Origin of the sequence: uncultured Algibacter sp. (assembly GCF_947495925.1) — a bacterium.
Lineage (GTDB): Bacteria > Bacteroidota > Bacteroidia > Flavobacteriales > Flavobacteriaceae > Algibacter_E.
Genome location: NZ_CANMAU010000003.1, coordinates 572,887 through 595,482 on the forward strand (window position 1 = coordinate 572,887; position 22,596 = coordinate 595,482).

Genomic DNA, 22,596 nt, shown 5'->3' on the forward strand with positions numbered 1-22,596 from the left:
TATTTATTCAAGTTATGAAAATATCTAAGCTTTTATAAAATCTAGAATGAAATAGGTGATTAGTTTTCCTATCTGATCGGGCCTCTTTTTAGAAAGCTTTGCCTCACAAACATGCAAATATATTGCATTATTATGTTTTGCAAAGTGATTAATAAATTGCCTTGTCTTATTAATACTAAACCCACTTGGAGTCATTGCACTACTAGGGATGTTCTCTATAGCATCACAATCTATTTCAATACCAAAACTATTGGTTTCAATAAACTTCAAAGCATTCTCTAGTTCCTTTTTAAATTTAAGTTCATGCCTTACTTCCATACTTTCGAAAGTATTATATGCAATATATTCTTTACTGTTTAATGCTTTCAAAATTTTATCAGATGCATAATTTTCATGTAATCCAAAAATAAAATATTTGTTTAAGAACCCTTCCGCAGAAGCGTAACTAAAACCATTACCACTATGCCGACCTTCTAACGGTCTAAAATCAGAGTGTGCATCAAGATTCACAACATTGATAGGTCGGCTAAGGGCTAAACTAGACCCTTTAATATTGCCATAGGCGTTATTATGCCCACCGCCTATAATTATTGGTTTTTTCCCAGATCGAATAATTTGATAAATAAGAATAGACACTTCGTTATCAATTTGTTCTACCAATTTTCTAGACTTCAAAACATCTTTTTTCCTTTTAGAGTTTAACTTGGAAACTTGAGCCATTTCTTTAGAGAAATCCAGATGCCCCAAAATTAAAACCTGTTCAGCTTTCGTATAGGTATTACTTTGGATGTTTAATAAAATATTAAGCGTGATATCCCATGTTTTTGAAGCTCCCTTTTTTCCGTGGTTAGCAAAAACACCTAGATCTTCTGGTAAACCTAAAATCACATAGGTAACATCCAAATTTTGAAGTTGTTCGTATATATTGGAAATGCTGGTTAATGTTTGCACATGTTGACCAAATTTGGATTCACCGGAGCGTTTGTTTAATAGCTTATTTTTAATAGTATTGTTAAATAAAACTAGTTTATCCATAAGAGTAAATAATATATGATATTTAAAAATACATCATTAAATTTATTTATGGCATAATAAAACCGATAATTAAAATTAGTGCAGATTTATATTAAAACTTAAAAAGATTAAAACAATTTATTATGGAAAACAGTAAAAATAGTACAGGTCTTAAAGTGGCTTTAGGGATTGCAATAGTTTTGTTTTTAGGAACAGGATTTTATACAATGAATTTATATAGTACTAGTAAAAAGGTTCAGAGTGATTTGACTGAGCAAAAGGAATTAGTTATGAATGATTTGAATTCTATGGCTAAACAATATGATGAAGCTATAAGTGAAAATGAAGTTGCGAATAATGATTTGATTGAGGCAAGAGGCCGTATTCAAGGTTTAATTGATTCTTTGAAAATTTCAGAAACAAATGTAAAAAGTTTATGGAGGTATAAGCAAAAGTATGCATCATTACAAAAAGAGATGGATGCATTACTTGCACAAAATGATTCATTAAGAGTTGAGAACTCTTATTTAGCAACATCTTTAGATAGCACTCGTGTGCGTTTAGAGGAGCGTACTGTATTTACAGATTCTTTATTGGTACAAAATAATGCATTGGCTGAAGTTGTTGAAAATGCTTCTATTTTAAATACTGTAGATTTAAAGGGATCAGGAGTTATTGAAAGAACATCTGGCAAAGTAATACCAACAGAAAGAGCTGGTAGAGCTGATAAAATTAGAGTATGCTTTACTGTTGCTAAAAACACTTTAGTTCAGGCTGGAGATCAAGAGTTATATGTACAAGTAATAGACCCTAAAAACAATACACTAGGTTTAAACGAACAAGTTTCATTTGAAGAAAAAACTTTAAATTATAGTATAATAAGCAAGTTTAATTATGAAAACGCTAATTTGAATATATGTGAGTTTGTATCAACTGGAGCAAAGAAATTTGAGAAAGGGCGTTATATCGTAAACGTATTTAATCATAAAGACTTAGTTTCTTCATCAGAATTTACTATGAAGTAATTATTTAATAACACTTAAGGTTAAAGCCTCAAACATAACTGTTTGAGGCTTTTTTATGTTTTTTATTGACATTTGGTTGACAAATAATACAATTAAATTGATAACTTACTTGCTTAAAATATATTATGATGCATACAATTGGTTTGATTGGTGGAATAACGCCACAGTCTACTATAATGTACTATGAAGTTCTAAATAACTTGGCGACAAGGTATTTTGGAGAGAATAACTCCTGTAAGGTGATTATAAATTCAGTGAATTTTGCCGAAATTTCGGCTCTTCAAAAAGAAGATAGATGGGATAAGTTAGATGAGTTAATGGTAAACGCAGCTCTTAGCTTAGAATTAGCCGGAGCAAAGTGCATTTTAATTTGTGCAAATACCATGCATTTAACTATAGCGGCTGTACAAAAAGCAGTTAAAATACCTGTATTACACATTGCAGAAGCCACTGCCGAAAAAGTGATAAACCATAAAATTAAGAGGGTGGCTCTTTTGGGAACTAAGTATACCATGGAGAAGGATTTTTATACAAAAGTTTTAAATTCTTTTGGGATAAGCGCAGTTATTCCTTGTCTTGAAGACAGAAATACAATTCATGATATCATATATAGTGAGTTATCAAAAGGTGTTTTAAAAGATGCATCTAAACAAATATATTTGCAAATTATAGATGAATTAATAAAAGATGGGGCTGAAGGCGTTATTTTAGGATGTACTGAAATACCTTTATTGATTAAGCAAGAAGATGTTACTGTTCCTGTTTTTGATACAACCACAATTCACGCTACTAAAGCGTTTATGGATATGAAGTTAACATAAGCTATATGAATCCGAACTTAGTTTTTTTAAATTCTTTTTTAGATATTTCTGAAGAAACCTTTGCAAAGCTTTCTGATATTGCTGTATTTCGAAAACTTGAAAGAGGTGAGCTTATTGGAAAGTCGGACGAAATTCCAACAAAAATTTATATGTTAATTTCGGGAGTTATGCGAGCTTATTTAGATTCTGAATCTGGTAAGGAGTATAATAAAAGTTTTTTTATGCCTTTTAGTTTTGTTGGGGCTTTCACCGGTTTAATTAAAAAGCAGCCTTCGAAATTAGTCTATGAGGCTTTAACCTATTGTAAAGTTTACGAAGTGGAATTTACAACCTTTATGGATTTATGTAAAAAAGATATTAATGTAAGTCATTTGTATAACCGTATTTTGGAGCATGTTTTTATAAAATATGAAGAGCGTCAAATAGAGTTAATTTCTATGAATGCAACAGAACGTTATCTGAAATTAATAAGGAAAATTCCTGAAATAGAAAACCTGATTCCACAATATCAAATAGCCTCTTATTTAAGTATTACACCTGTTCAATTAAGTAGAATTAGAAAAAAATTAAAATCGAATAAAGAAAACGCACTCTAAGACGATTAATTATGATTTTCTAATGTTGCGTTAACAAATGTTAACATAAAAATGCTTGCATAGTTATATATTTGACTTGATTTCCTTTTTAAATTGAAGGATTGATAGCTAACCAACCAAAAAAACAGGTAATTAATTACCTGTTTTTTCATTTTATAGTAGTGGTTTTATTCGCTATTTTAAACTTCCAACCATGTCTTCTGGTTTAACCCAGGCATCATAATCTTCGGCAGATACGTAGCCTAATCTTACAGCTTCCTCTTTTAAGGTCGTACCGTTTTTATGAGCCGTATTTGCTATTTCTGCGGCTTTATAATAACCTATTTTAGTATTTAAAGCAGTAACAAGCATTAGAGAGTTATTTAGAAGTTTTGTAATAACATCATAATTTGGTTCTATACCTACAGCACAGTTAGCATCAAAACTTACACATGCATCACCTATTAATTGTGCAGATTGTAAAACGTTGGCAGCCATTACAGGTTTAAAAACATTTAGTTCATAATGCCCTTGTAATCCTCCAACAGATACCGCAACATCATTACCCATTACTTGAGCACAAACCATAGTTAAAGCTTCACATTGAGTAGGATTAACTTTACCAGGCATAATAGAACTTCCTGGTTCATTTGCAGGGATTATGATTTCGCCAATACCAGAACGCGGACCAGAAGCCATCATTCTAACATCATTAGCAATTTTATTTAATGAAACAGCTAGTTGTTTTAGCGCTCCGTGTGTTTCAACTAGTGCATCGTGGGCTGCAAGTGCTTCGAATTTATTTGGTGCCGTTACAAAAGGTAATTCTGTAAACTCGGCAATATATTCAGCAACACGTTGGCTATATCCCTTTGGTGTGTTTAACCCAGTTCCTACTGCTGTTCCTCCTAAAGCCAATTCGCTTAAATGCGATAATGTGTTTTCTAACGCCTTAATACCATGGTCTAATTGAGCAACATAACCAGATAATTCTTGGCCTAGAGTTAAAGGTGTAGCATCCATTAAATGGGTACGTCCAATTTTAACGACATTTTTAAAAGCTTCTGATTTTTCATTCAAAGTGTTACGCAATTGCTTAACTCCAGGAATAGTAGTTTCTACCACTTTTTTGTAAGCGGCAATATGCATCCCAGTAGGGAAGGTGTCATTTGATGATTGTGATTTATTCACGTCATCATTGGGTTGAATAGTTTTTTCTCCTTCACCAATAACTTGTCCTGCTAATTGATGCGCTCTATTAGCAATAACTTCATTTACATTCATATTGCTTTGCGTACCCGAACCCGTTTGCCAAATAACCAAAGGAAACTGATCATCGTGTTTACCTTCCAAAATTTCGTCACAAACTTGACTAATTAAGTCACGCTTTTCAACAGGTAGAACGCCTAGTTCACAATTTGTATGGGCAGCAGCTTTTTTTAAGTAAGCAAATCCATAAACAATTTCTAAAGGCATGGACGCTGGAGCTCCAATTTTAAAATTATTTCTTGAACGTTCTGTTTGTGCTCCCCATAGTTTATCAGCAGGTACTTTTACCTCACCCATGGTGTCTTTCTCTATTCTGTAACTCATGTTAGTTGTGATTAAATTTTAAGTGGCTAAGTTAAGATTTTTAGAGGCTTTTTAATTATGATTTTTGTTAGTTTTTGGAACATCTTTTTAACATTTATATAACTATTAGAATAGCTTATAAAATGTAAAATCTATTAATTTAGTGGGATATAAGAATATAGTATATAACTAAATACATAAAAATATTATGGCAACAATTAGATTAGGAGATATAGCTCCGAATTTTATAGCAGACACAACTGAAGGAACCATTGAGTTTCATGATTGGCTAGGAAATGGCTGGGGAATTTTATTTTCTCACCCTGCTGATTATACCCCTGTTTGTACTACCGAACTAGGAACTGTAGCGAAATATAAAGCCGAATTTGACAATCGAAACGTTAAAGTTGTGGCACTAAGTGTTGATGGTTTGGAGTCTCATAAGGGGTGGATTAATGATATTAATGAAACGCAGAACACATCAGTTAATTTCCCTATTATTGCTGATGAAGATAGAAAAGTATCCGAATTGTATGATATGATACACCCTAATGCAGATAGTAAATTAACGGTACGCTCCGTTTTTGTTATTGGGAATGATAAAAAAGTAAAGTTGATTATTACTTATCCAGCATCAACAGGGCGAAATTTTGATGAGCTATTGCGTGTAATTGATTCGTTACAACTCACAGCATATCATAAAGTAGCAACACCTGCAAATTGGAATAATGGAGAAGACGTTGTAGTGGTTCCGGCTATTGCCACGGAAGATATTCCGGGAATATTTCCAAAAGGTTTTACAGAAGTAAAGCCCTACTTGAGAATGACGCCTCAACCCAATTTGGACTAGTTTATAATTCTGTTAATAAAATTTAATTTGATATTGTATAAGAAATGCCTTTACATTATCTTTGTGGCAGTTTTATAACCGACACTTATTATTATGTTTGATTTTGATCAATATTTAGGCTTTTTAGCATTCTTAACCATTTTAACAATTGGATTTTGGTTAATGATTTTCTTATTAACTTTTGTAATTCCTTATTGGATTGGAGGATCTTTAATCGAAAGATTAAAAGAAATGAGAGAAGAAAAGAAGGCTAAGCGTTAAGCTAGACAATATATATTAAAAAGGGAAGCTCATGAGCTTCCCTTTTTTGTTTTATATAATATCAAGAATGCTTTCTGGCGGCCTGCCGATTACAGCTTTACTTCCGTTAATTACTATAGGGCGTTCAATTAATTTAGGGTTTTCCACCATAGCTTTGATAAGGTCAGCATCAGATAAATCTTTACCTTTAAAATTGCTTTTCCAAATGGCTTCATTTTTTCTTACTAAATCAATTGGTTTTATTCCTAGTTGATTAATAATGGTTTTCAGTTCGTTGGCTGTTGGTACGTTTTCTAAATACTTTACAACTTCAAATTCTTTACCAGAATCTTCAAGAATCTTTAATCCACAGCGTGATTTACTGCAGCGATTATTATGGTATATTTTTATCATTACAATTTAATATTATAGTTTTTCAATTGCTCTTGTAAATCTTTTGGAGATTTAAATTGAATCCCATGTATTCCTAAGTTATTGGCGGCTTCAATATTTCTTAAGTTGTCATCAATAAAAATGGCGTTTTCAGCTTTTATATTGAAACGCTTAAGGGTTAGGTTATAAATCTCGTCAAAAGGTTTTCTTGTTTTTTCTTCACCCGAAACAATAATACCTTCAAACCAATGTAAAAAATCAAACTTATCAAGAGCAATAGGAAAGGTTTCAGCACTCCAGTTGGTAAGAGCAACTACCTTATAGTTTTCTGAATCAACAAAGGCTTTAAGGATGTCTACAGTACCGTCAATAGCTTCTCCAAGCATTTCAACCCACCTTCCATAAAACATCTCAATCTCTTTTTTATATTCAGGGAATAGTGCAACGCGTTCTTCTGTAGCTTTGGCCATAGGGTAACCAGCATCTTGGTTTTCATTCCAGTCGTGGGTACATATATTGTCGAAAAACCATTGCATTTTTTTACGATCCCCGTCAAATACATCCAGAAAAACATATTCAGGATTCCAATCTATTAGTACACCACCTAGGTCAAAAATTATCGTATCTATTTTATTCATAATTGATTATCGTCTTCAACTTTTTGTCCCATCATCATTAAGTAAGATTTTAGGAACTCATTTATATTACCATCCATAACGGCGTCAACATTTCCAGTTTCATGATTAGTTCTAACGTCTTTTACCAACTTATATGGGTGCATCACATAATTTCTGATTTGACTTCCCCATTCAATTTTCATTTTACTGGCTTCAATATCTTCGCGCTGTGCTAGTTGCTTTTGAAGCTCAATTTCGTATAATTGAGATTTAAGCATTTGCATGGCTCGAGACCTGTTATCATGCTGTGAGCGTGTTTCTGAACATTGAATTTGTATTCCTGAAGGTTTGTGTAATAGTTGAACTTTAGTTTCTACCTTGTTTACATTTTGCCCACCAGCACCGCTTGAACGTGCTGTAGTAATTTCAATATCGGCAGGGTTTATATCTATTTCAATAGTATCGTCAACTAGAGGATAAACATAAACTGAAGCAAAACTAGTATGTCGTTTAGCATTACTATCAAACGGAGAGATACGTACCAATCTATGTACACCATTTTCACCTTTTAACCAACCAAAGGCAAAATCTCCTTCAATTTCAAGGGTTACTGTCTTTATTCCAGCTACGTCACCTTCTTGAAAGTTAAGCTCTTTAACTTTAAAATCACTTTTTTCGGCGTGCATTAAATACATGCGCATTAACATACTGGCCCAATCACAACTTTCGGTTCCTCCGGCACCAGCAGTAATTTGAAGAACCGCACTTAAGCTGTCTCCTTCTTCAGAAAGCATATTTCTAAATTCAATATCTTCTAACAAGTTTGCAGCTTGATCAAAACGTTTTTCCACATCTTCTAAAGAGGCTTCTTCTTCCTTGAAAAATTCATAAATAACTTCGAGGTCTTCAACTAGTGTTTTCGCTTCTTTGAAATCTTGAATCCACTTTTTCTTAACACGAAGCGATTTCATTATGATCTCTGCTGCTTTCGAGTCATTCCAAAAATTGGGGTCGAAAGTTTGTTCTTCTTCGTTTTGTATTTCTATGAGTTTGGCATCTATGTCAAAGATAGTGCCTAAGTTTATCGAGGCGGGTATTAAGATCTTTAATTTGATCGGATGTTATCATATTAGTTTTAGGTTTTAAACAAAAATAGGGTATATTCCTTAGGCTGAAAATAAAAAAGAAAATATTTAACGGAGGTAATTAAGCTGTTTAACGATTAAATTAATTAACCTTAAGAGATTACCTCTATTTTCAGCACTAATAGTATAACACTCCCACTTTTAAATGAAGTTAAGCATATGGATTCCTATGTATAATGCCAGTAAATTAATTTATAATTGTTTAGGGTTCTCACTGTCAATAGGTTTAAGTTACGATTTATATACACTATAAAAGAGGCTATTTTAGATTTTATAACGGTGTTCAACATCTATTAAAGAATAAGTCTTTCAATGTAACGGTTTGGGGGTATTTATAGAAAGAAAATATGTAAATAAAATTAGGATTTTCCTTCAATGAAGGGAATACATTTGAAGACAGGCCGTTTACGCTTCGAGCACTATATTATACTAAAAAGATTTTGAATGCTTCTATTGATGTTCACAGATATGTACAAATGCCTTCTTTAATTATGAATAATAGCCAACCAAAACATTTATATAAGGTGATTAAAGGGTATTTGGGTGTATCATATAGTTTTAATGACCTTCTGGAGGGAATAACTTAAATAAACGAGGAAAAATCTTTAAGTTGTTCGGAATAGAATTATTTTTTCTAGAGGTGTTAATGTATATTATATGTTTTTTTAGGATTTTTAAAGCGAAAATATCTGTAAGTGAAATAAATAATTTATTTTAAATAAATTAAAACATATCGAATATCTTATTTTATTGATAGTAAATTGTATAGGTTGTTAGTATTTATTTTTAATCACAAATCTTTGTTTTTAGTGTTCGTTTATTGTTGTAGACTTATTTATAGGTTTAAAATTGTGAGGTAATTTAAGATATTTATGAAATTAAGCATCATAGTACCCGTTTATAATGTCGAGAAATATATTGCTCGGTGTATTGATAGTTTACTAAGTCAAAATATAAATTTTAATGACTATGAAATACTTATTATTAATGATGGATCTGTTGATAATAGTGTGAAAATTGTGCAGGATTACTGTGAAACGTATCCAAATATCTTTATTCATTCTCAAATTAATTCAGGTGTAGGAGCTGCTAGAAATAGAGGTGTTGATTTAGCAAAAGGAGAATATGTTTATTTTATTGATTCAGATGATTATTTAGCAAATAACACTTTAAGTCATTTGATAAATTATTCAGATGTTAATAAGTTAGATATTGTTACTTTTAACTCATTAGTAACAACACGATCCGATTTAAAATTTTCGAACACAGAAAATCTTCATGATTTAGAAGTAAAAATTAAAACGGGAATTGAATATATTGGATATAAACATTACAAAAATGAAATATGGTGGTTTATAATTAAACGAGATTTTTTGACAGCTACTGGTGTTAGATTTATTAAAGGAAGGTGGATGGAAGATGCTATATTTACAACTCAATTATTTTTAAAGTCTTCAAGAATAGGTCATGTCAATATCGATGTACATAGGCATGTAGTTACACCAAATTCAGCTATGACAAGTAAAGAGCCTGTTCAATATTTAAGAGTAATAAGAGATAATGCTAACGCAGCTATTGTTTTTAACTCTATTATTGAAGAAATAAATGGTCAATTTTTAGAAAACCAATTGTGCATTAATAGATTAAAAACAAGGCAACAGTCTTTTGTTTTTTTTATGATGGTAAGAATATTACAATCTTCAATTAAACTGGCTGAAATAAGATCAATTTTAAGTCAAATGGAGTCACATGAAGCTTATCCACTAAAGGTTTTTATTGGTAAGGATTATAATAGATTAATTTATAAAATTCTAGTCAAAATATTCAACAATAAAAATCTGTTTTATTTACTTTTTATAATAGTTAATCCTGCTTATAGATTTAAACGTAAAATTGCAATTTAATGAGTAACATATTAATTACTTCTGCGGGTAGAAGAGTTTCTCTAGTTAGAGCATTTAAAAAGGAATTAATTAAATGTATACCAAAAGGAAAAGTTTATATCACAGACTTAGCCCCTAATTTATCAGCAGCTGCACAAGTAGCAGATCATGCATTCGCTACTCCTTTGGTAAATTCGAAGGATTATATAGACATACTACTTGATATATGTTTAAAGCATAACATTAATTTAATAGTGCCAACCATAGATGATGATCTGCTCATACTATCCAAGTATAAAAGTTTATTTTCTGAAAAAAGAATTAATGTGATTGTATCTGATGAGGAATTTGTTAACGTTTGTAGTCATAAGGTTAAAACTCATCAATTATTCAAGTCTTTGAATATTGATGTTGCCAAATTATATAAGAAGGATAATTACAAAATACCTTTATATATAAAACCTATTAATGGTAGTAGTAGTGTCAATAATTTTACAATAACCACTAATGATCAAATCTCCAAACACCATTTAGAAACGGATTCTCTTCAGTTTTTTGAGTATTTAGATCATGATATATATGATGAATATACATGTGATTTATATTACGACAGAAAAGGACATTTAAAATGTGGTGTTCCTCGACTTCGAATTGAGATTAGAGCAGGAGAGGTTTCCAAAAGTGTTACAAAAAATCAAGCTGTAAAGAATTTTATAGATAACCATTTATCTAAACTTGAAGGAGCCAGTGGTTGTATTACTGTTCAACTTTTTTATGATAGTCATAATAACATATTTAAAGGTATTGAGATTAACCCCCGTTTTGGAGGCGGTTTTCCTTTATCCTACTTGGCAGGTGCTAATTATCCCAAATGGATTATTCAAGAATATATCTTCAATAAAGAAATGAAATATTACGACGGATGGAAGAGTAATTTATTAATGCTTAGATATGATGATGAAATTTTAGTGCATGAGTTTGATGAATAAAAAGGTTGTAGTTTTTGATTTAGATGATACATTATATAATGAAATAAGTTATTTAAAATCTGCATTTCATGAAATAGCGCTAATAGTAAGTGATAAATTGGGGTTTGAAAAAGCTACAATTTTTAAACAGATGATGAATTCTTATTACTCTAAAGAGAATGTGTTTGAAAATTTAATTAGGACTTTTAATCTCAATTATGACAAACAATTTTTCATAGAAATATACAGAACACATAAACCTAAACTAGAAATAGCTCCTGATAGGATTAATTTAATTAAGTATTTAAAAAAACAAAACATACCTATGTGTATATTGACCGATGGAAGAAGTATTCAGCAAAGAAATAAACTAGAAGCTTTAGGTATTATGCAGTATCTTTCAGAAATTATTATTTCGGAGGAAATAGGCAGTGAAAAACCCCATAAAAAGAATTATAAATATTTTGAAAAAGTTTTAGGAAAAGCCCAGTTTTTTTATATTGGAGATAACCCCAAAAAAGATTTTATAACGCCCAATAAAATGGGTTGGATTACTATATGCATTAAGGATATCGGATTTAATATACATAGTCAGAATGTTTTATTAGAGAACGCGTGGTATTATCCCAAATATTCAGCCTCCAATTTTACTGAGATAGGAGATATAATTAAAAGCATATAGTAAAAACAGTTTTTAATTTTGTTGATTACAAAAATTAATTTAATAAGAAAATTTTAGTGAGATATGGAGATTTACTATTAAAATCTTTCAGATGTATGATATGAATCAATTCAACTTCTGCCGTAATAGTCGAATCTTGGTAATAAGTTAATTTAACGGTTATCAGTTAATTATATCAAAAAAAAGCATCTATTAAAACAATGACATAATTTGCAGAGTGAGAAGACTCGTCAAACACGACGTGATTTTTTCAAGCCTTCAATTGCTCGCAGATTTTATGTTTTTCGAATTTAGTTATTGTGATGTGGTCTCCTTACTGATCGAGGTTAACACCTCGTGGCTTTGCTCCACGGTCGTCTATTGGGTTTTATCTGAAACGTGCATGTTGTCTGTTTTTTTCTTCTTTTAGTCTTGTTTATGAACTGTTTTTAGTACGATATTTTACCTTTATTTTTTATGAGTAAAAGTTTAAAATGGATAGGTCGCTTTTTAGTTTTAGTATGCTTAATATTGGGGTGTGCTTACCTGTATGCTCATAGAGAAAGACAGGTTGTTGTTGTTGATAATCAAATGGTATTTATCAAAGGGAAAGATTCTTCAATATCCCTTTATCGAAATAATGCGCCCTTCAAGATAAGAGGAGCTAGCGGCAATGCTTCATTTGAATTATTATCAAAAGTTGGAGCTAACACGGTTAGAGTTTATGATACTATAAACCTGCTTGGAGTGCTCAATATTGCACTGAAGAATAATCTTTCCGTAATAGTTGATTTAAACTTACCAAAGTATAATGAAGCGTACAACTATTATGATGATAAGGACGAAACAGATAAATTAAAACTCAAATTAAAAAAACTTGTTAGTAAGCACAAAAATCATCCTGCACTGTTATTTTGGAATTTGGGTAATGAGTTAAATTATCCATTAGTGTTAATAAAAAACAATTTCATTAACACTTATAACGAGTTGATTGATATGATACATGAGACGGATCCTAATCATTTAGTAAGTACAACCCTTATTCCGTCTCAATCACAGACTTTAGCGATACACTGTCATTCGCCTAATATCGATGTGATAGGCTTTAATGTATTTGGTAATATTAAGAGAATACAAATGGTTTTAGATAGAGTGAAAATTTTCACCAATACTCTGCCTTATTATATTAGTGAATATGGATATAATGGGCCTTGGGAACAGCAAATGACACTGTGGAAAGCGCCGCTCGAGCCAACCAGTTCTAAAAAAGCAGAACAATACATTCAAAGGTACAACAGGTATTTAAAAAATGACAAGGAATCCCTAGGAGATTTAGTGTTTTACTGGGGGCAAAAACAAGAGAGAACACAAACATGGTTTAGTATATTGGATCAAGAAGGACGTAAATCTGAACTCTTATACGAATTAAATACACTGTGGGGCGGGCAAATGAATGATGAAAAGAGACCAGCTAAAATAAATTATATGATCATTGATGGAAAAGGGGCGCAAGACAATCTTGTTTATGATTCTAATATGGAAAAGACAGCACATTTATTTTTAACTGATTCTTTAGATGAGACATATGAATTCGTTTGGGAAATATATGCAGAAGGCTGGGATTATAACCAATCTGAAATCGAGAAAGCCCCTGTAAGAATAGCTTCAGACTCTATTGTTGGCAGATGTACATATACGTTTAGAACACCATCAAAATCTGGTGCTTACAGAATTTTTGTATTTGTATATGACCATTTTGGAAACTATGCGACCACGAATACCCCTTTTTATGTCTTAAACTAATATGATAGATCAAAATAAGATAAAACGACCAACCAAAAAAGAACTTGTTACACTTAGAGTCTTTATTATTATTGGGGTATTAAGTATTGTAAATTTCTTTTATTGGTTTTTAAAACCAGAACTTATTCAGGGCGGAATACTTTTTTGTGGCCTAGCTTCATTGATGATTTTTGATAATTTAAGACTCTTATATATATGGTATCATTATTGGGGTATTAAAATCCCTGTTAAGCCAAAATCGTTTAAGGCATTATCTGTAGATGTGTTGACTACCTATTTTCCGGGGGAGCCTTATGACATGATTATTCAAACGCTATTAGCAATTAAAAAAATAAGTTATCCACATACTACCTATTTATGTGATGAGGCCAACGATACATTCTTAAAGAACTTTTGCAATGATCATGGTATTATTCACGTTACACGAAATAATAGGATAGATGCCAAAGCAGGAAATATAAATAACGCCTTAAAACAAGCAAGTGGAGAAATATGTCTTATTCTTGATCCGGATCATGTTCCTATCTCAAACCTGTTAGATGAGGTTATACCTTACTTTTCAGATGATCAAATTGGCTTTGTTCAAACAGTACAAGGGTATTATAATGTGTCAGAATCATACGTTGCTCAAGGAGCCGCTGAACAAACATTTCTTTTTTATGGACCAGTAATGATGGGCATGAATGCCTACGGAACCGTTAATGCTATTGGTGCTAATTGTGTTTTTAGAAGAGCAGCACTAGACTCTATTGGTGGTCATGCAGCAGGTCTTTCTGAAGATATGCATACCGCCATGCGCTTATATGCCAAGGGATGGAAATCGGTTTATGTACCTGCCGTTTTAACCAAAGGTTTGATTCCTGCAACGCTCACGTCTTATTATAAGCAGCAACTTAAATGGTCTAGAGGAACTTTAGAGTTGTTGGTAACTACTTTTCTTCAGCTTTTTAGAAAATTTTCTTGGAGACAAAAGCTTCATTATGGCATTTTACCTCTGGGGTATTTATCTGGTTTGTTTTTACTCATTGGGTTTCTAATACCAATTTTGTCATTATTTAACGCCACATTACCTTGGAAAGGAAATATTATAAATTTCGGACTCATATATCTACCAGTTGTTATAAGCGTTTTAAGTATTCGGATGTATTCACAAAAATGGGTTTTAAATAAAAGTGAACGAGGCATACATAGTATTGGGGGGTTATTATTAATTTCTACATGGTGGGTGTTTTTATTAGGTTTTGTTTATACTATTTTCAGAAAAAAAATTCCTTATTTACCAACTCCGAAAGAAGATCACGAATTAACCAAATTTAAAATTTTAATTCCAAATATTCTTGTCGCAGTCATCTCATTGGTTGCTGTAGTATATGGGCTATCTATTGATTTTACACCGTTTACTATTTTTATGGCTGGCTTTGCATGTTTGAATGCTTTTTTTATGTTTTTTACATTAGTATTTGCCTATCAAAAACCAAAAACTATAAAGTTAAATTTAGAAGATACTAAGATTATATACTCCAAAAAAATTAATGATGCTGTTTTTAGATTTTTTAATAAAATTTCACTTCCGTTAGTTGTAATAGTTTCTTTTCTTTCGGTGGCAATGCTATATTACGGTGAGCATGTGAAATGGAGAGGTGTCATGCCTTCACCTCAAAACAAAACCTCTATAAACTATGTTGGTGTTTTTTATCCGAAATATGACAATGGTTTAACTCATTTAAATGAATTAGATCAAGCCGGAAACTCGCTAAATTCTAAGTTCGATTTAATCTCTTTATACCTCGCATGGGATAAGGATATTGAAAAAAGTTTTCCTAAAGGTTTAGTTGATTCTATATATTATAGACAAGCATTACCCGTTATTACATGGGAACCTTGGTTAAATACATTTAGAGAAGATTTAACAAAAGAAGATGGGCATGTTTATGATTATATTTACGAAGGCTTTTTTGATAATTATCTTAAAGATTTTGCCAATACATTAAAGGCTCTAGAGAAACCTGTGTTTTTACGTTTTGCTCATGAATTTGATAATCCATTTTATCCGTGGCATGTAAAAGGTAAGACGGGAGAAACTAAATTTAAACAGGCATGGATACATGTTTATGAAATTTTTAAAAACCAAAATGCCGATAATGTAATATGGATTTGGAATCCTTGGAAAGCCGAAAATATTAAATCGTTCTACCCAGGAAAAGCATATGTAGACTGGATAGGTGTTAATGTTTTAAATTACGGCGCGTTAAACCGAAGTGGTAAAAATCAAAGTTTTAAATCCATATACAAACCTTTTCATGATGTTTTAGTGAAGTTACCCGCTACACCCGTAATGATACCAGAACTAGGTTCATTATCTAACGATGCTACTCAAAATTGGGTGGATGAGGCTATTGAACGTATTGAGTTTGATTTTAAAGAGGTTAAGTCGATTGTCTATTTTTATAGTAAAGTTGATAATAATTGGCCAAATGAAGAAAAACCTAATCAGTACTTGGATTGGATAGCAGCATCAGAACAGTCTACTAGAAGTTTATTTGAGCAGAAAAAAGTCCCAGAATATGTTTTTAATAGTTTAAATACCCATGAAGAAAAAGAGAGTCTAAATAAGCAAAAAAAACTCCATTTAAAAAAAGTTACAGGTGTTAACCTAAATAAAGGCTACGACTGGAAAAATGATTATCATATTTTAAACAGGAAGAATCTTATTTCTGATTTTGAAAAAATGAAAGCGTTAGGTGTAAATACCATAAAATATCAGGGGAATGCTGTATACGATTATAATGTAATGCATATTGGTAAAAATTATAATTATAAAATAGCATATAGTTTTTGGATAAATGAAGATATTAAGTTTATTGAAGACACCCTGAGAACACAAGAAATATCTGATAATATTTTAGAAACCATTAGAAAATATAAATACGAGAATCAAATACTATCATGGCACATTGAAAATGATATATTATATAATCAAAAAGATTATTTTAATAAACCTGAAATTCTTTATCAAAGCGCCGCCTATATAAACTGGTTAAAAGCACTGATAATCAATATCAAATTAATTGATTCTGAGCGGCCTGTAGTTGTTGATATTGAAGTAAATAAGGAGACAATTCATAATCTTAACAAACTAAGAAATCAAATAAATACTATTGATGTTTTTGGTTTAGTTGTTAAAAACGATGGTTATTTTGATATGGTTTCAAAGTACTTAGACGACAATAAAATTAATTATATTATAAGCTCATTATCAAACGATAATCTTGAAAAGTTTAAAACTTTAGAGAAAAATTACCCAGTATTTATAGCGTCTTGGCAAGACAAGCATGAAATTAATAAATTAAGTTTTGACGGATTGATAGACCGCAAGGGACGCCTTAAATCTGCTTACTATGCTGTTTATAATCAACATGTTAATCAAGAGTTAGCGTTTAATATTCCAAAAATAAATATCTTAAAACCTGCACAATTAATTTATGATGATCAATATTACACCTATACTGCTATGGTTTTTGATAATGAAACAGGATGGAAGCCTGCTTCACTGTCAGATAAATTTCATTTTGAATGGACGCTTTTAAAATGCGATGAATACGGTAATGAAATAGCATTAAAGGAACTGACTAAAACATCAAAACTCAGGTTAAAAGTGCCTAAAAATCACGATAGCTATAAATTGCAATTATCTGTAATTAGCGGCGATAAGGTTAGACAAATGCGAACTGAATTGCATACACCTTTAATTAACATGGAGTTAGCAGAACATCACTAACTCATTTTGCCATAAAAAGTAAATGATTTTAAAGGAACATTTTTAAATGCTATACCAAGTTTTAAAGCTATTAATAAAAAGAGCTTTTTGTTTTTAATTGATAAAATACGTCTTTGTTTTAATTGTAACTGTTTTTAGAATTCTAATGAAATGAATGTTTTGAATAAATATTATTGTTTATTATGTTTTTTATGCTTCCATGCCACCTCTTTTAGCTGTGTCATTACGAGTGCTTATAATCTAAACAAGACCGTATTTGAAAATGAGATTCAAGATGTTTTAAAAGATATTGTGTCTAGTGAAGAATTAATAACTAAAGAGATTGTTTATAATGCGCCTAAATCTGGCGAGATTAATTTTTGTTGGTATTCAGAGGGGTACACTAATGCTGATATAATAAGCTGGAATAAAGGTGCAAAGGTGTTTAAAAATTTGCTTTACATGCCTATGTCGAAAAACATAAAAGGGGAATTTATGACGTCGATTACCATGCCCAAAAATTCTAATATTTCATATGGTTTCTGGATACTGAAAGATGCGTCTGGAGTGTATCAGGACTTATGGGATTGGCACAAAAACAGGATCAATTTTGATAACAACCAGCAAACAAGGTTTCAAGCGGTTTATACTCAAAATAAATCGAGTAAAACATCATTGTTGGTACCAATTGGTTGGCTTATTTTCTTAACCTTATTATTTCTTCTTTTAATACTTAATTTTTCAAAAAGATTATTTTTTAAAACTTTTGAAAACCCCTCGATAATAAGAAAAGTGATTTTGTTAGGAATAGCTTTGTTTTTATTTCATATTATAGCACGTAGCGAAATTATAAAGCTCCACCCAAAAACGTTATTTTATGACTTGTCAAAGGTTACTATTCTTTTTAAGGCTAGTTTTAGTGATTTTGTATATGTTTTATTTGTGGTTCTTATTGGTGTGATACCATTGTTTTTTATTCAAAATAAGACCTATCAAAATGTTATTTTTAAAGTATTTCAGGTTATCATATTTTTGTCAGCTTTTTTTGCTTTCACCAATATCTCGACGGTGATTTTATTGGGACAACCGTTTAACTATGAATGGTTTTATTATGCTGATTTCTTAGGGAGTGAAGATGCTCTAAACGCTTTAAAAGAAAACGTAACACTTATTGTTTTTTTTAACTTATTGGCTATTTCAATAAGTGTTTTTTTATTGGCAAAAATATTAGATTATGCTGTTCGTTTTATAGCAGGCAATAATTATTTAAAATATTCTATTGGCATCCTTGTTTTTGTAGCGCTCGTGTTTTTAGTGATTTCTTCATTGAAAATTGATAGAAAGTATGCCAACGGAAAAGTTGAAAATGCTGTTTTGGCTATGGTCACTTCTATTATAGCTAATAAAAAGACGAACTCGCTTCTTTATCAAAATTCAGGGACAAATGAAATATTTAAGCCAAACGAAGGAACACCTTTAAACCCTATTAAACATTACAGAACCAAGGTGGTTAAGAATGTTATTTATATCATATTAGAATCATCAGGAGCAAAATATTTTGATGCTTATGGAGCGAATTATAATATTACGCCTAATTTGAATGCTTATGCAGAAAAAGCTTTGCTTTTTAAAAATGCTTATGCACATGCTCCAGCCACAATGAAATCTATGGTAGCACTTCTGGGATCAATATATCCGCATGTGTCCTATAAGTGCTTAACTTATGAAAAACCAGATTTTAGCCACCCTACAATATCTTCATTATTAAAGGAACAGGGTTATAATACATCATTCTTTACATCTGCTGATTTGAGTTATTTAAAAGGTAAACAATTTTTAGACCACAGGAACTTTGATACGATTGAAGATTTTTCTAAGATTAGTTGCAATCGTAATTTTAAACAAGAAATATATAAAGAAGGAGATGCTATTGATGATTTATGTTTGACCAATCGTTTTGAAACCTGGCTTGAAAATAACAATGATGCCCCTTTCTTCTCTACAATATGGACCGTTCAGGGACATTATCCATATTTCTTTTCTTCAGAGGAAGAAGATTTTCATGTCGATAATTTGTATTTAAATCGTTATTTAAATACTATAAAGCAATGTGATAGAATGATAGGTGATATCATAGCGATTTTAAAGGAAAAACAATTATTTGAATCGACATTAATCGTAGTTACTGGTGATCACGGCGAAGCATTTAATCAACATAATAATCACGGACATGCCTCCACGATATATGAAGAGAATGTTAAGATTCCTTTGTATTTCATAAATCCATTATTTTTTAATGGAGAACAACGGGAGGATATGGTGTCTATGAAAGATATCGCATCAACTACTTTATCATTATTAGATATTGTAACACCGCCAACATGGCAAGGTAGAGATGTTGTCTCTACAACTCAGGACGAAGCTTTTTTCTTTACGACTCTCTCAGATTATTTATTTGGCTATAGAAAAGGAAATAAAAAATTTATATTTAATGAAACATCACAAACGGTTGAGGTATTTGATCTTTTGAATGATCCAGATGAAAAAGTAAATATTAGTGATAGAATTCCAGAGCCTGAAATATCTCAGGCTAAAAGGCGTGTTGCGTCTTGGATTCAGTATCAGGTTAAATTTGTGAATAAAGATTTACTAAACTAAAACAGATGTTAAAAAAGATAGTTAAACATGGGAAGAAATTATTCATTGTATTTTTCTTACTGCTTCTTTGTAGCACGTCTATTTTATATAAATATAGGTATCATTTAAAGCATTTACTTGTTATTAGATTATACAATACCATTGAGAAGGACGATGAAGATCTACTCGCTATTTTTTCGTTTAATGATATTGAGGATTCGCGCTTGGTTCAAAAATCAGTTCATTATAAAATCAAGCTCGTTTCGTCATCAGGTATTCCAATAGATAGAGCAGATATAGAAGGTATTGATAATCCCGAAATCCCCTTAATATTTACTATAGAGACATGGGGTATAAATGGCTATCTTTCTTTTAAGAATGATGAAATGGAGTCTTTATATACAGGGGAGTACGATGCATTTTTTAAGGAGTTTTGTACCTTGATTATAGGGCATAGACCCAATGTCTATTTTCGATTAAATCCTGAAATGGAGGTGTCTAGTATTACTTTTCCATGGCAAGGTCACCTTATTTCCTATCAGAAAGCGTTTGAGTATCTGTCAAGCTTAACGAATACCCACGCGCCTCAGGTTAAGCACATATTTGGCGGAGCTGGATATCCAGGGGTTCTAGAGTTTTATCCTGATTGTGATCAAGTTGATGTAGCATCGGTCGTGTTATCTCCTGAATCTGAAAAACCTATAAATTATTACCCAAAATATACCTCGACATATTACAACCTATTTAGAAGACTTCATCGGTTGCGGTTTATAGATAAGCCTATTTTTGTATTTGGCTCGTCTGATAAAGATCAAGCAACTATAAGTCCGGATATTCTCGATTCTATTAAAAATCAAGTGTATTCAGAAAGAGAAGTTGTTTATTCTAAGGCAAATTTTATAACAAGTAAAAAAACCTACAGAGCAGATCATATTAATGCCTTTGGTTTTGGTCTCTATGATCCCAATAATTTGCTTAATTCTGAAACAGCTGTTTCTGTAGAGCATCTTTTTGTCGATTTTTCTAGTTTGGAAAATGGCAATTTTGAGAAACGTTTTAAAGCGGTTTTGTCTAGAAATCATGATATTATTGTCACGTTCGAACCTTTTAGAAACCCCTTTGGTATTGAAGATATGGATGTGCTCAATAATGTATTGAAGCATAATTACGATAAAGACATTGAAAAACTATATGCAATACTTTTAAAAACATCTAATAAGGTTTATTTGCGTTATGCTCATGAAATGGAAATCCCTATTATAAGATACCCATGGCAAAGTCAAGACCCTGTAACATATATTAAATCATTTAGGTATTTTATGTCTTTTAAAGCAGAGTTGCCGCGAAATATAAAAAGAGTTTGGGGGCCAGCAGGAGATAGAGGTTCCATTGAATTTTGGCCTGGTTCTGATGTGGTAGATGTTATTAGTTTTGCGATATATGGCCTACCCGATAAAAATATAACAAACCCGAATAAACAATTGTCCTTTGAGAAAATTTTTAAAATGAAAAAAAGAAGAATGAGGTTTATAGATAAACCCATTTTTATAACCGAATTTGGAGTTAAAGGTCCAGAAGACTATCAGACGAAGTGGTTAGAAAATGCAGCAAAAATTTTAAAAAATGAAACACAGGTTATTGGAGCTAATTATTTCAACATGTCAGACACTCCAAAAGCTTGGGGAGATATTAAACCTCCAGATTGGAGTATTTCCAAAGCAACTTTAAATCTTTTTATAAATACGCTAAACGAAGAATAATATTTAAAAAGACTGCCACGATTTAAATAGTTAATAAATCAATCAATTTTCTAGCCCCAACCGTAGCCGTTTCAGGAACAAAAGTTAAGTTCATATTAGGTTTTGGATTGATAAAATAGGTGGGTGTGTTTTCGGGGGCATAGTCCATTAAGCTCGCGGCAGGATACATCTGCGGATGTACCTATAACCATCAGAATATCAGCGGTTTGGCAAATGCCTACAGCCGTTTAAATATAAGGTGTGTCTTCGCCAAACCAAACAATATGAGGTCTTAACTGATATCCTTTTTTATACACATCGTTTAAAAGGATGTCGGTTTTACAACTGAAAACATCCATTTCATTAATGCTACTTTTTGCTTTCAGCAGTTCGCCGTGTAAATGAATTACATGTGAGCTGCCTGTACGTTCATGTAAATTATCTATATTTTGATCAAGTACATAAGGAAAATTGTAACATGATATTATATTAATGAATATAAGCAGTTCAAGACTAATTGGTATTCCAAATCTATCAAGTTTTAAAAATCTGACAGGTCTCAACTTCAGAGGGATTAAGGATAAAAAGAGATTAATAACACAAAAATAAGCGCATTTGACTAAAGATGATTAAAACGAGATACAGATTACCAAAAAAGAACCAAAAATAATAAGTTTAGAAGAAGAGCTGATATTAAACCTATCATAGGTCATTTGAAGACAGATTTTGGACTGAACCGGAATTATTTTTGGGTTGAAGAATCACCACAAATAAATGCGTTTTTAACAGTAACCAGTTGGAACTTAAAGAAAATGATAAAACGGTTGAAAGAAAACTATGTAAATTTATTATCCCTGATTTTAATGCTATTTTTAAGCCAAATTATCTTTTTAAAA

The 22,596-nt window shown here is 31.4% G+C and carries 19 protein-coding genes; 12 read left to right on the plus strand and 7 right to left on the minus strand.

What is annotated here, in order from left to right; all coding sequences use genetic code 11:
- Positions 1 to 24: 24 nt before the first annotated feature.
- On the minus strand, positions 25 to 1,035 hold the full coding sequence (locus Q0857_RS08835; protein WP_298533966.1) for a formimidoylglutamase: 1,011 nt from the start codon (positions 1,033 to 1,035) through the stop codon (positions 25 to 27).
- A 122-nt stretch (positions 1,036 to 1,157) separates the two neighbouring features.
- Here Q0857_RS08835 and Q0857_RS08840 point away from each other — a divergent pair, with 122 nt between their 5' ends.
- The 3 genes from Q0857_RS08840 to Q0857_RS08850 all read left to right on the plus strand — a co-directional run bounded on the left by Q0857_RS08840 (position 1,158) and on the right by Q0857_RS08850 (position 3,456).
- Positions 1,158 to 2,039 (plus strand): chromosome partitioning protein ParA, encoded by an 882-nt coding sequence (locus Q0857_RS08840; RefSeq protein WP_298533968.1) that lies wholly within the window; start codon positions 1,158 to 1,160, stop codon positions 2,037 to 2,039.
- Between the two features lie 125 nt (positions 2,040 to 2,164).
- A complete protein-coding gene (locus Q0857_RS08845; RefSeq protein ID WP_298533971.1) occupies positions 2,165 to 2,860 on the plus strand; it encodes an aspartate/glutamate racemase family protein in 696 nt (231 codons plus the stop codon).
- Between the two features lie 5 nt (positions 2,861 to 2,865).
- On the plus strand, positions 2,866 to 3,456 hold the full coding sequence (locus Q0857_RS08850; RefSeq protein WP_298533974.1) for a Crp/Fnr family transcriptional regulator: 591 nt from the start codon (positions 2,866 to 2,868) through the stop codon (positions 3,454 to 3,456).
- Positions 3,457 to 3,630: 174 nt separating this feature from the next.
- Here Q0857_RS08850 and fumC read toward each other — a convergent pair whose 3' ends face one another.
- On the minus strand, positions 3,631 to 5,028 hold the full coding sequence (fumC, locus tag Q0857_RS08855; protein WP_298533976.1) for a class II fumarate hydratase: 1,398 nt from the start codon (positions 5,026 to 5,028) through the stop codon (positions 3,631 to 3,633).
- A gap of 187 nt (positions 5,029 to 5,215) precedes the next feature.
- Between fumC and Q0857_RS08860 the strand changes: the two genes are divergently transcribed.
- The gene (locus tag Q0857_RS08860; protein WP_298533978.1) at positions 5,216 to 5,857 is read left to right on the plus strand and encodes a peroxiredoxin; all 642 of its coding nucleotides are present in this window, start codon (positions 5,216 to 5,218) and stop codon (positions 5,855 to 5,857) included.
- 93 nt (positions 5,858 to 5,950) lie between these two features.
- Complete coding sequence (locus tag Q0857_RS08865; protein ID WP_298533980.1) at positions 5,951 to 6,118, plus strand: hypothetical protein; 168 nt, start codon at positions 5,951 to 5,953, stop codon at positions 6,116 to 6,118.
- A 51-nt stretch (positions 6,119 to 6,169) separates the two neighbouring features.
- On the opposite strand, the gene arsC is transcribed toward Q0857_RS08865, so the two are convergent.
- From arsC to prfB, 3 genes are all read right to left on the minus strand, one after another.
- A complete protein-coding gene (gene arsC / locus Q0857_RS08870) occupies positions 6,170 to 6,511 on the minus strand; it encodes an arsenate reductase (glutaredoxin) (RefSeq protein WP_298533982.1) in 342 nt (113 codons plus the stop codon).
- Complete coding sequence (locus Q0857_RS08875) at positions 6,511 to 7,128, minus strand: HAD family phosphatase (RefSeq protein ID WP_298533984.1); 618 nt, start codon at positions 7,126 to 7,128, stop codon at positions 6,511 to 6,513. The genes arsC and Q0857_RS08875 overlap by 1 nt, the downstream gene beginning before the upstream one ends.
- Positions 7,125 to 8,235 (minus strand): peptide chain release factor 2 gene (gene prfB / locus Q0857_RS08880; protein WP_298533986.1). Its coding sequence is split into 2 segments (ribosomal slippage): positions 7,125 to 8,171 and positions 8,173 to 8,235, totalling 1,110 coding nucleotides; the frame shifts between segments, so codons are not numbered across the junction. Before prfB ends, Q0857_RS08875 begins: the two co-directional genes overlap by 4 nt.
- 889 nt (positions 8,236 to 9,124) lie before the next feature.
- Here prfB and Q0857_RS08885 point away from each other — a divergent pair.
- From Q0857_RS08885 to Q0857_RS08915, 7 genes are all read left to right on the plus strand, one after another.
- A complete protein-coding gene (locus tag Q0857_RS08885; RefSeq protein ID WP_298533990.1) occupies positions 9,125 to 10,156 on the plus strand; it encodes a glycosyltransferase in 1,032 nt (343 codons plus the stop codon).
- On the plus strand, positions 10,156 to 11,124 hold the full coding sequence (locus Q0857_RS08890) for an ATP-grasp domain-containing protein (protein ID WP_298533993.1): 969 nt from the start codon (positions 10,156 to 10,158) through the stop codon (positions 11,122 to 11,124). The genes Q0857_RS08885 and Q0857_RS08890 overlap by 1 nt, the downstream gene beginning before the upstream one ends.
- Positions 11,108 to 11,785 carry an HAD family hydrolase gene (locus Q0857_RS08895; RefSeq protein WP_298533996.1) on the plus strand — a complete coding sequence of 226 codons (678 nt, stop codon included), beginning with the start codon at positions 11,108 to 11,110 and terminating at the stop codon, positions 11,783 to 11,785. Before Q0857_RS08890 ends, Q0857_RS08895 begins: the two co-directional genes overlap by 17 nt.
- Before the next feature lie 456 nt (positions 11,786 to 12,241).
- On the plus strand, positions 12,242 to 13,567 hold the full coding sequence (locus Q0857_RS08900; RefSeq protein WP_298533999.1) for a glycoside hydrolase family 2 TIM barrel-domain containing protein: 1,326 nt from the start codon (positions 12,242 to 12,244) through the stop codon (positions 13,565 to 13,567).
- A 1-nt stretch (position 13,568) separates the two neighbouring features.
- A complete protein-coding gene (locus Q0857_RS08905; RefSeq protein WP_298534001.1) occupies positions 13,569 to 17,345 on the plus strand; it encodes a glycosyltransferase family 2 protein in 3,777 nt (1,258 codons plus the stop codon).
- 159 nt (positions 17,346 to 17,504) lie between these two features.
- A complete protein-coding gene (locus tag Q0857_RS08910; RefSeq protein ID WP_298534003.1) occupies positions 17,505 to 19,982 on the plus strand; it encodes a sulfatase-like hydrolase/transferase in 2,478 nt (825 codons plus the stop codon).
- A gap of 5 nt (positions 19,983 to 19,987) precedes the next feature.
- Positions 19,988 to 21,721 (plus strand): hypothetical protein, encoded by a 1,734-nt coding sequence (locus tag Q0857_RS08915; protein WP_298534006.1) that lies wholly within the window; start codon positions 19,988 to 19,990, stop codon positions 21,719 to 21,721.
- Positions 21,722 to 21,743: 22 nt separating this feature from the next.
- Here Q0857_RS08915 and Q0857_RS08920 read toward each other — a convergent pair whose 3' ends face one another.
- Together Q0857_RS08920 and Q0857_RS08925 are read right to left on the minus strand one after the other, a co-directional pair.
- A complete protein-coding gene (locus tag Q0857_RS08920) occupies positions 21,744 to 21,890 on the minus strand; it encodes a hypothetical protein (RefSeq protein WP_298534008.1) in 147 nt (48 codons plus the stop codon).
- A 58-nt stretch (positions 21,891 to 21,948) separates the two neighbouring features.
- Positions 21,949 to 22,263, minus strand: coding sequence for a Sir2 family NAD-dependent protein deacetylase (locus Q0857_RS08925; protein WP_298534011.1), 315 nt, complete (start codon positions 22,261 to 22,263; stop codon positions 21,949 to 21,951).
- Positions 22,264 to 22,596 lie beyond the last annotated feature (333 nt).

What these genes read in the sequence shown, in the direction of transcription:
- Q0857_RS08835 (WP_298533966.1), bottom strand. Translation starts at nt 1,035, where the DNA reads ATGGATAAACTAGTTTTATTTAACAATACTATTAAAAATAAGCTATTA.
- Q0857_RS08840 (WP_298533968.1), top strand. Translation starts at nt 1,158, where the DNA reads ATGGAAAACAGTAAAAATAGTACAGGTCTTAAAGTGGCTTTAGGGATT.
- Q0857_RS08845 (WP_298533971.1), top strand. Translation starts at nt 2,165, where the DNA reads ATGATGCATACAATTGGTTTGATTGGTGGAATAACGCCACAGTCTACT.
- Q0857_RS08850 (WP_298533974.1), top strand. Translation starts at nt 2,866, where the DNA reads ATGAATCCGAACTTAGTTTTTTTAAATTCTTTTTTAGATATTTCTGAA.
- fumC (WP_298533976.1), bottom strand. Translation starts at nt 5,028, where the DNA reads ATGAGTTACAGAATAGAGAAAGACACCATGGGTGAGGTAAAAGTACCT.
- Q0857_RS08860 (WP_298533978.1), top strand. Translation starts at nt 5,216, where the DNA reads ATGGCAACAATTAGATTAGGAGATATAGCTCCGAATTTTATAGCAGAC.
- Q0857_RS08865 (WP_298533980.1), top strand. Translation starts at nt 5,951, where the DNA reads ATGTTTGATTTTGATCAATATTTAGGCTTTTTAGCATTCTTAACCATT.
- arsC (WP_298533982.1), bottom strand. Translation starts at nt 6,511, where the DNA reads ATGATAAAAATATACCATAATAATCGCTGCAGTAAATCACGCTGTGGA.
- Q0857_RS08875 (WP_298533984.1), bottom strand. Translation starts at nt 7,128, where the DNA reads ATGAATAAAATAGATACGATAATTTTTGACCTAGGTGGTGTACTAATA.
- Q0857_RS08885 (WP_298533990.1), top strand. Translation starts at nt 9,125, where the DNA reads ATGAAATTAAGCATCATAGTACCCGTTTATAATGTCGAGAAATATATT.
- Q0857_RS08890 (WP_298533993.1), top strand. Translation starts at nt 10,156, where the DNA reads ATGAGTAACATATTAATTACTTCTGCGGGTAGAAGAGTTTCTCTAGTT.
- Q0857_RS08895 (WP_298533996.1), top strand. Translation starts at nt 11,108, where the DNA reads ATGAGTTTGATGAATAAAAAGGTTGTAGTTTTTGATTTAGATGATACA.
- Q0857_RS08900 (WP_298533999.1), top strand. Translation starts at nt 12,242, where the DNA reads ATGAGTAAAAGTTTAAAATGGATAGGTCGCTTTTTAGTTTTAGTATGC.
- Q0857_RS08905 (WP_298534001.1), top strand. Translation starts at nt 13,569, where the DNA reads ATGATAGATCAAAATAAGATAAAACGACCAACCAAAAAAGAACTTGTT.
- Q0857_RS08915 (WP_298534006.1), top strand. Translation starts at nt 19,988, where the DNA reads ATGTTAAAAAAGATAGTTAAACATGGGAAGAAATTATTCATTGTATTT.
- Q0857_RS08920 (WP_298534008.1), bottom strand. Translation starts at nt 21,890, where the DNA reads ATGTATCCTGCCGCGAGCTTAATGGACTATGCCCCCGAAAACACACCC.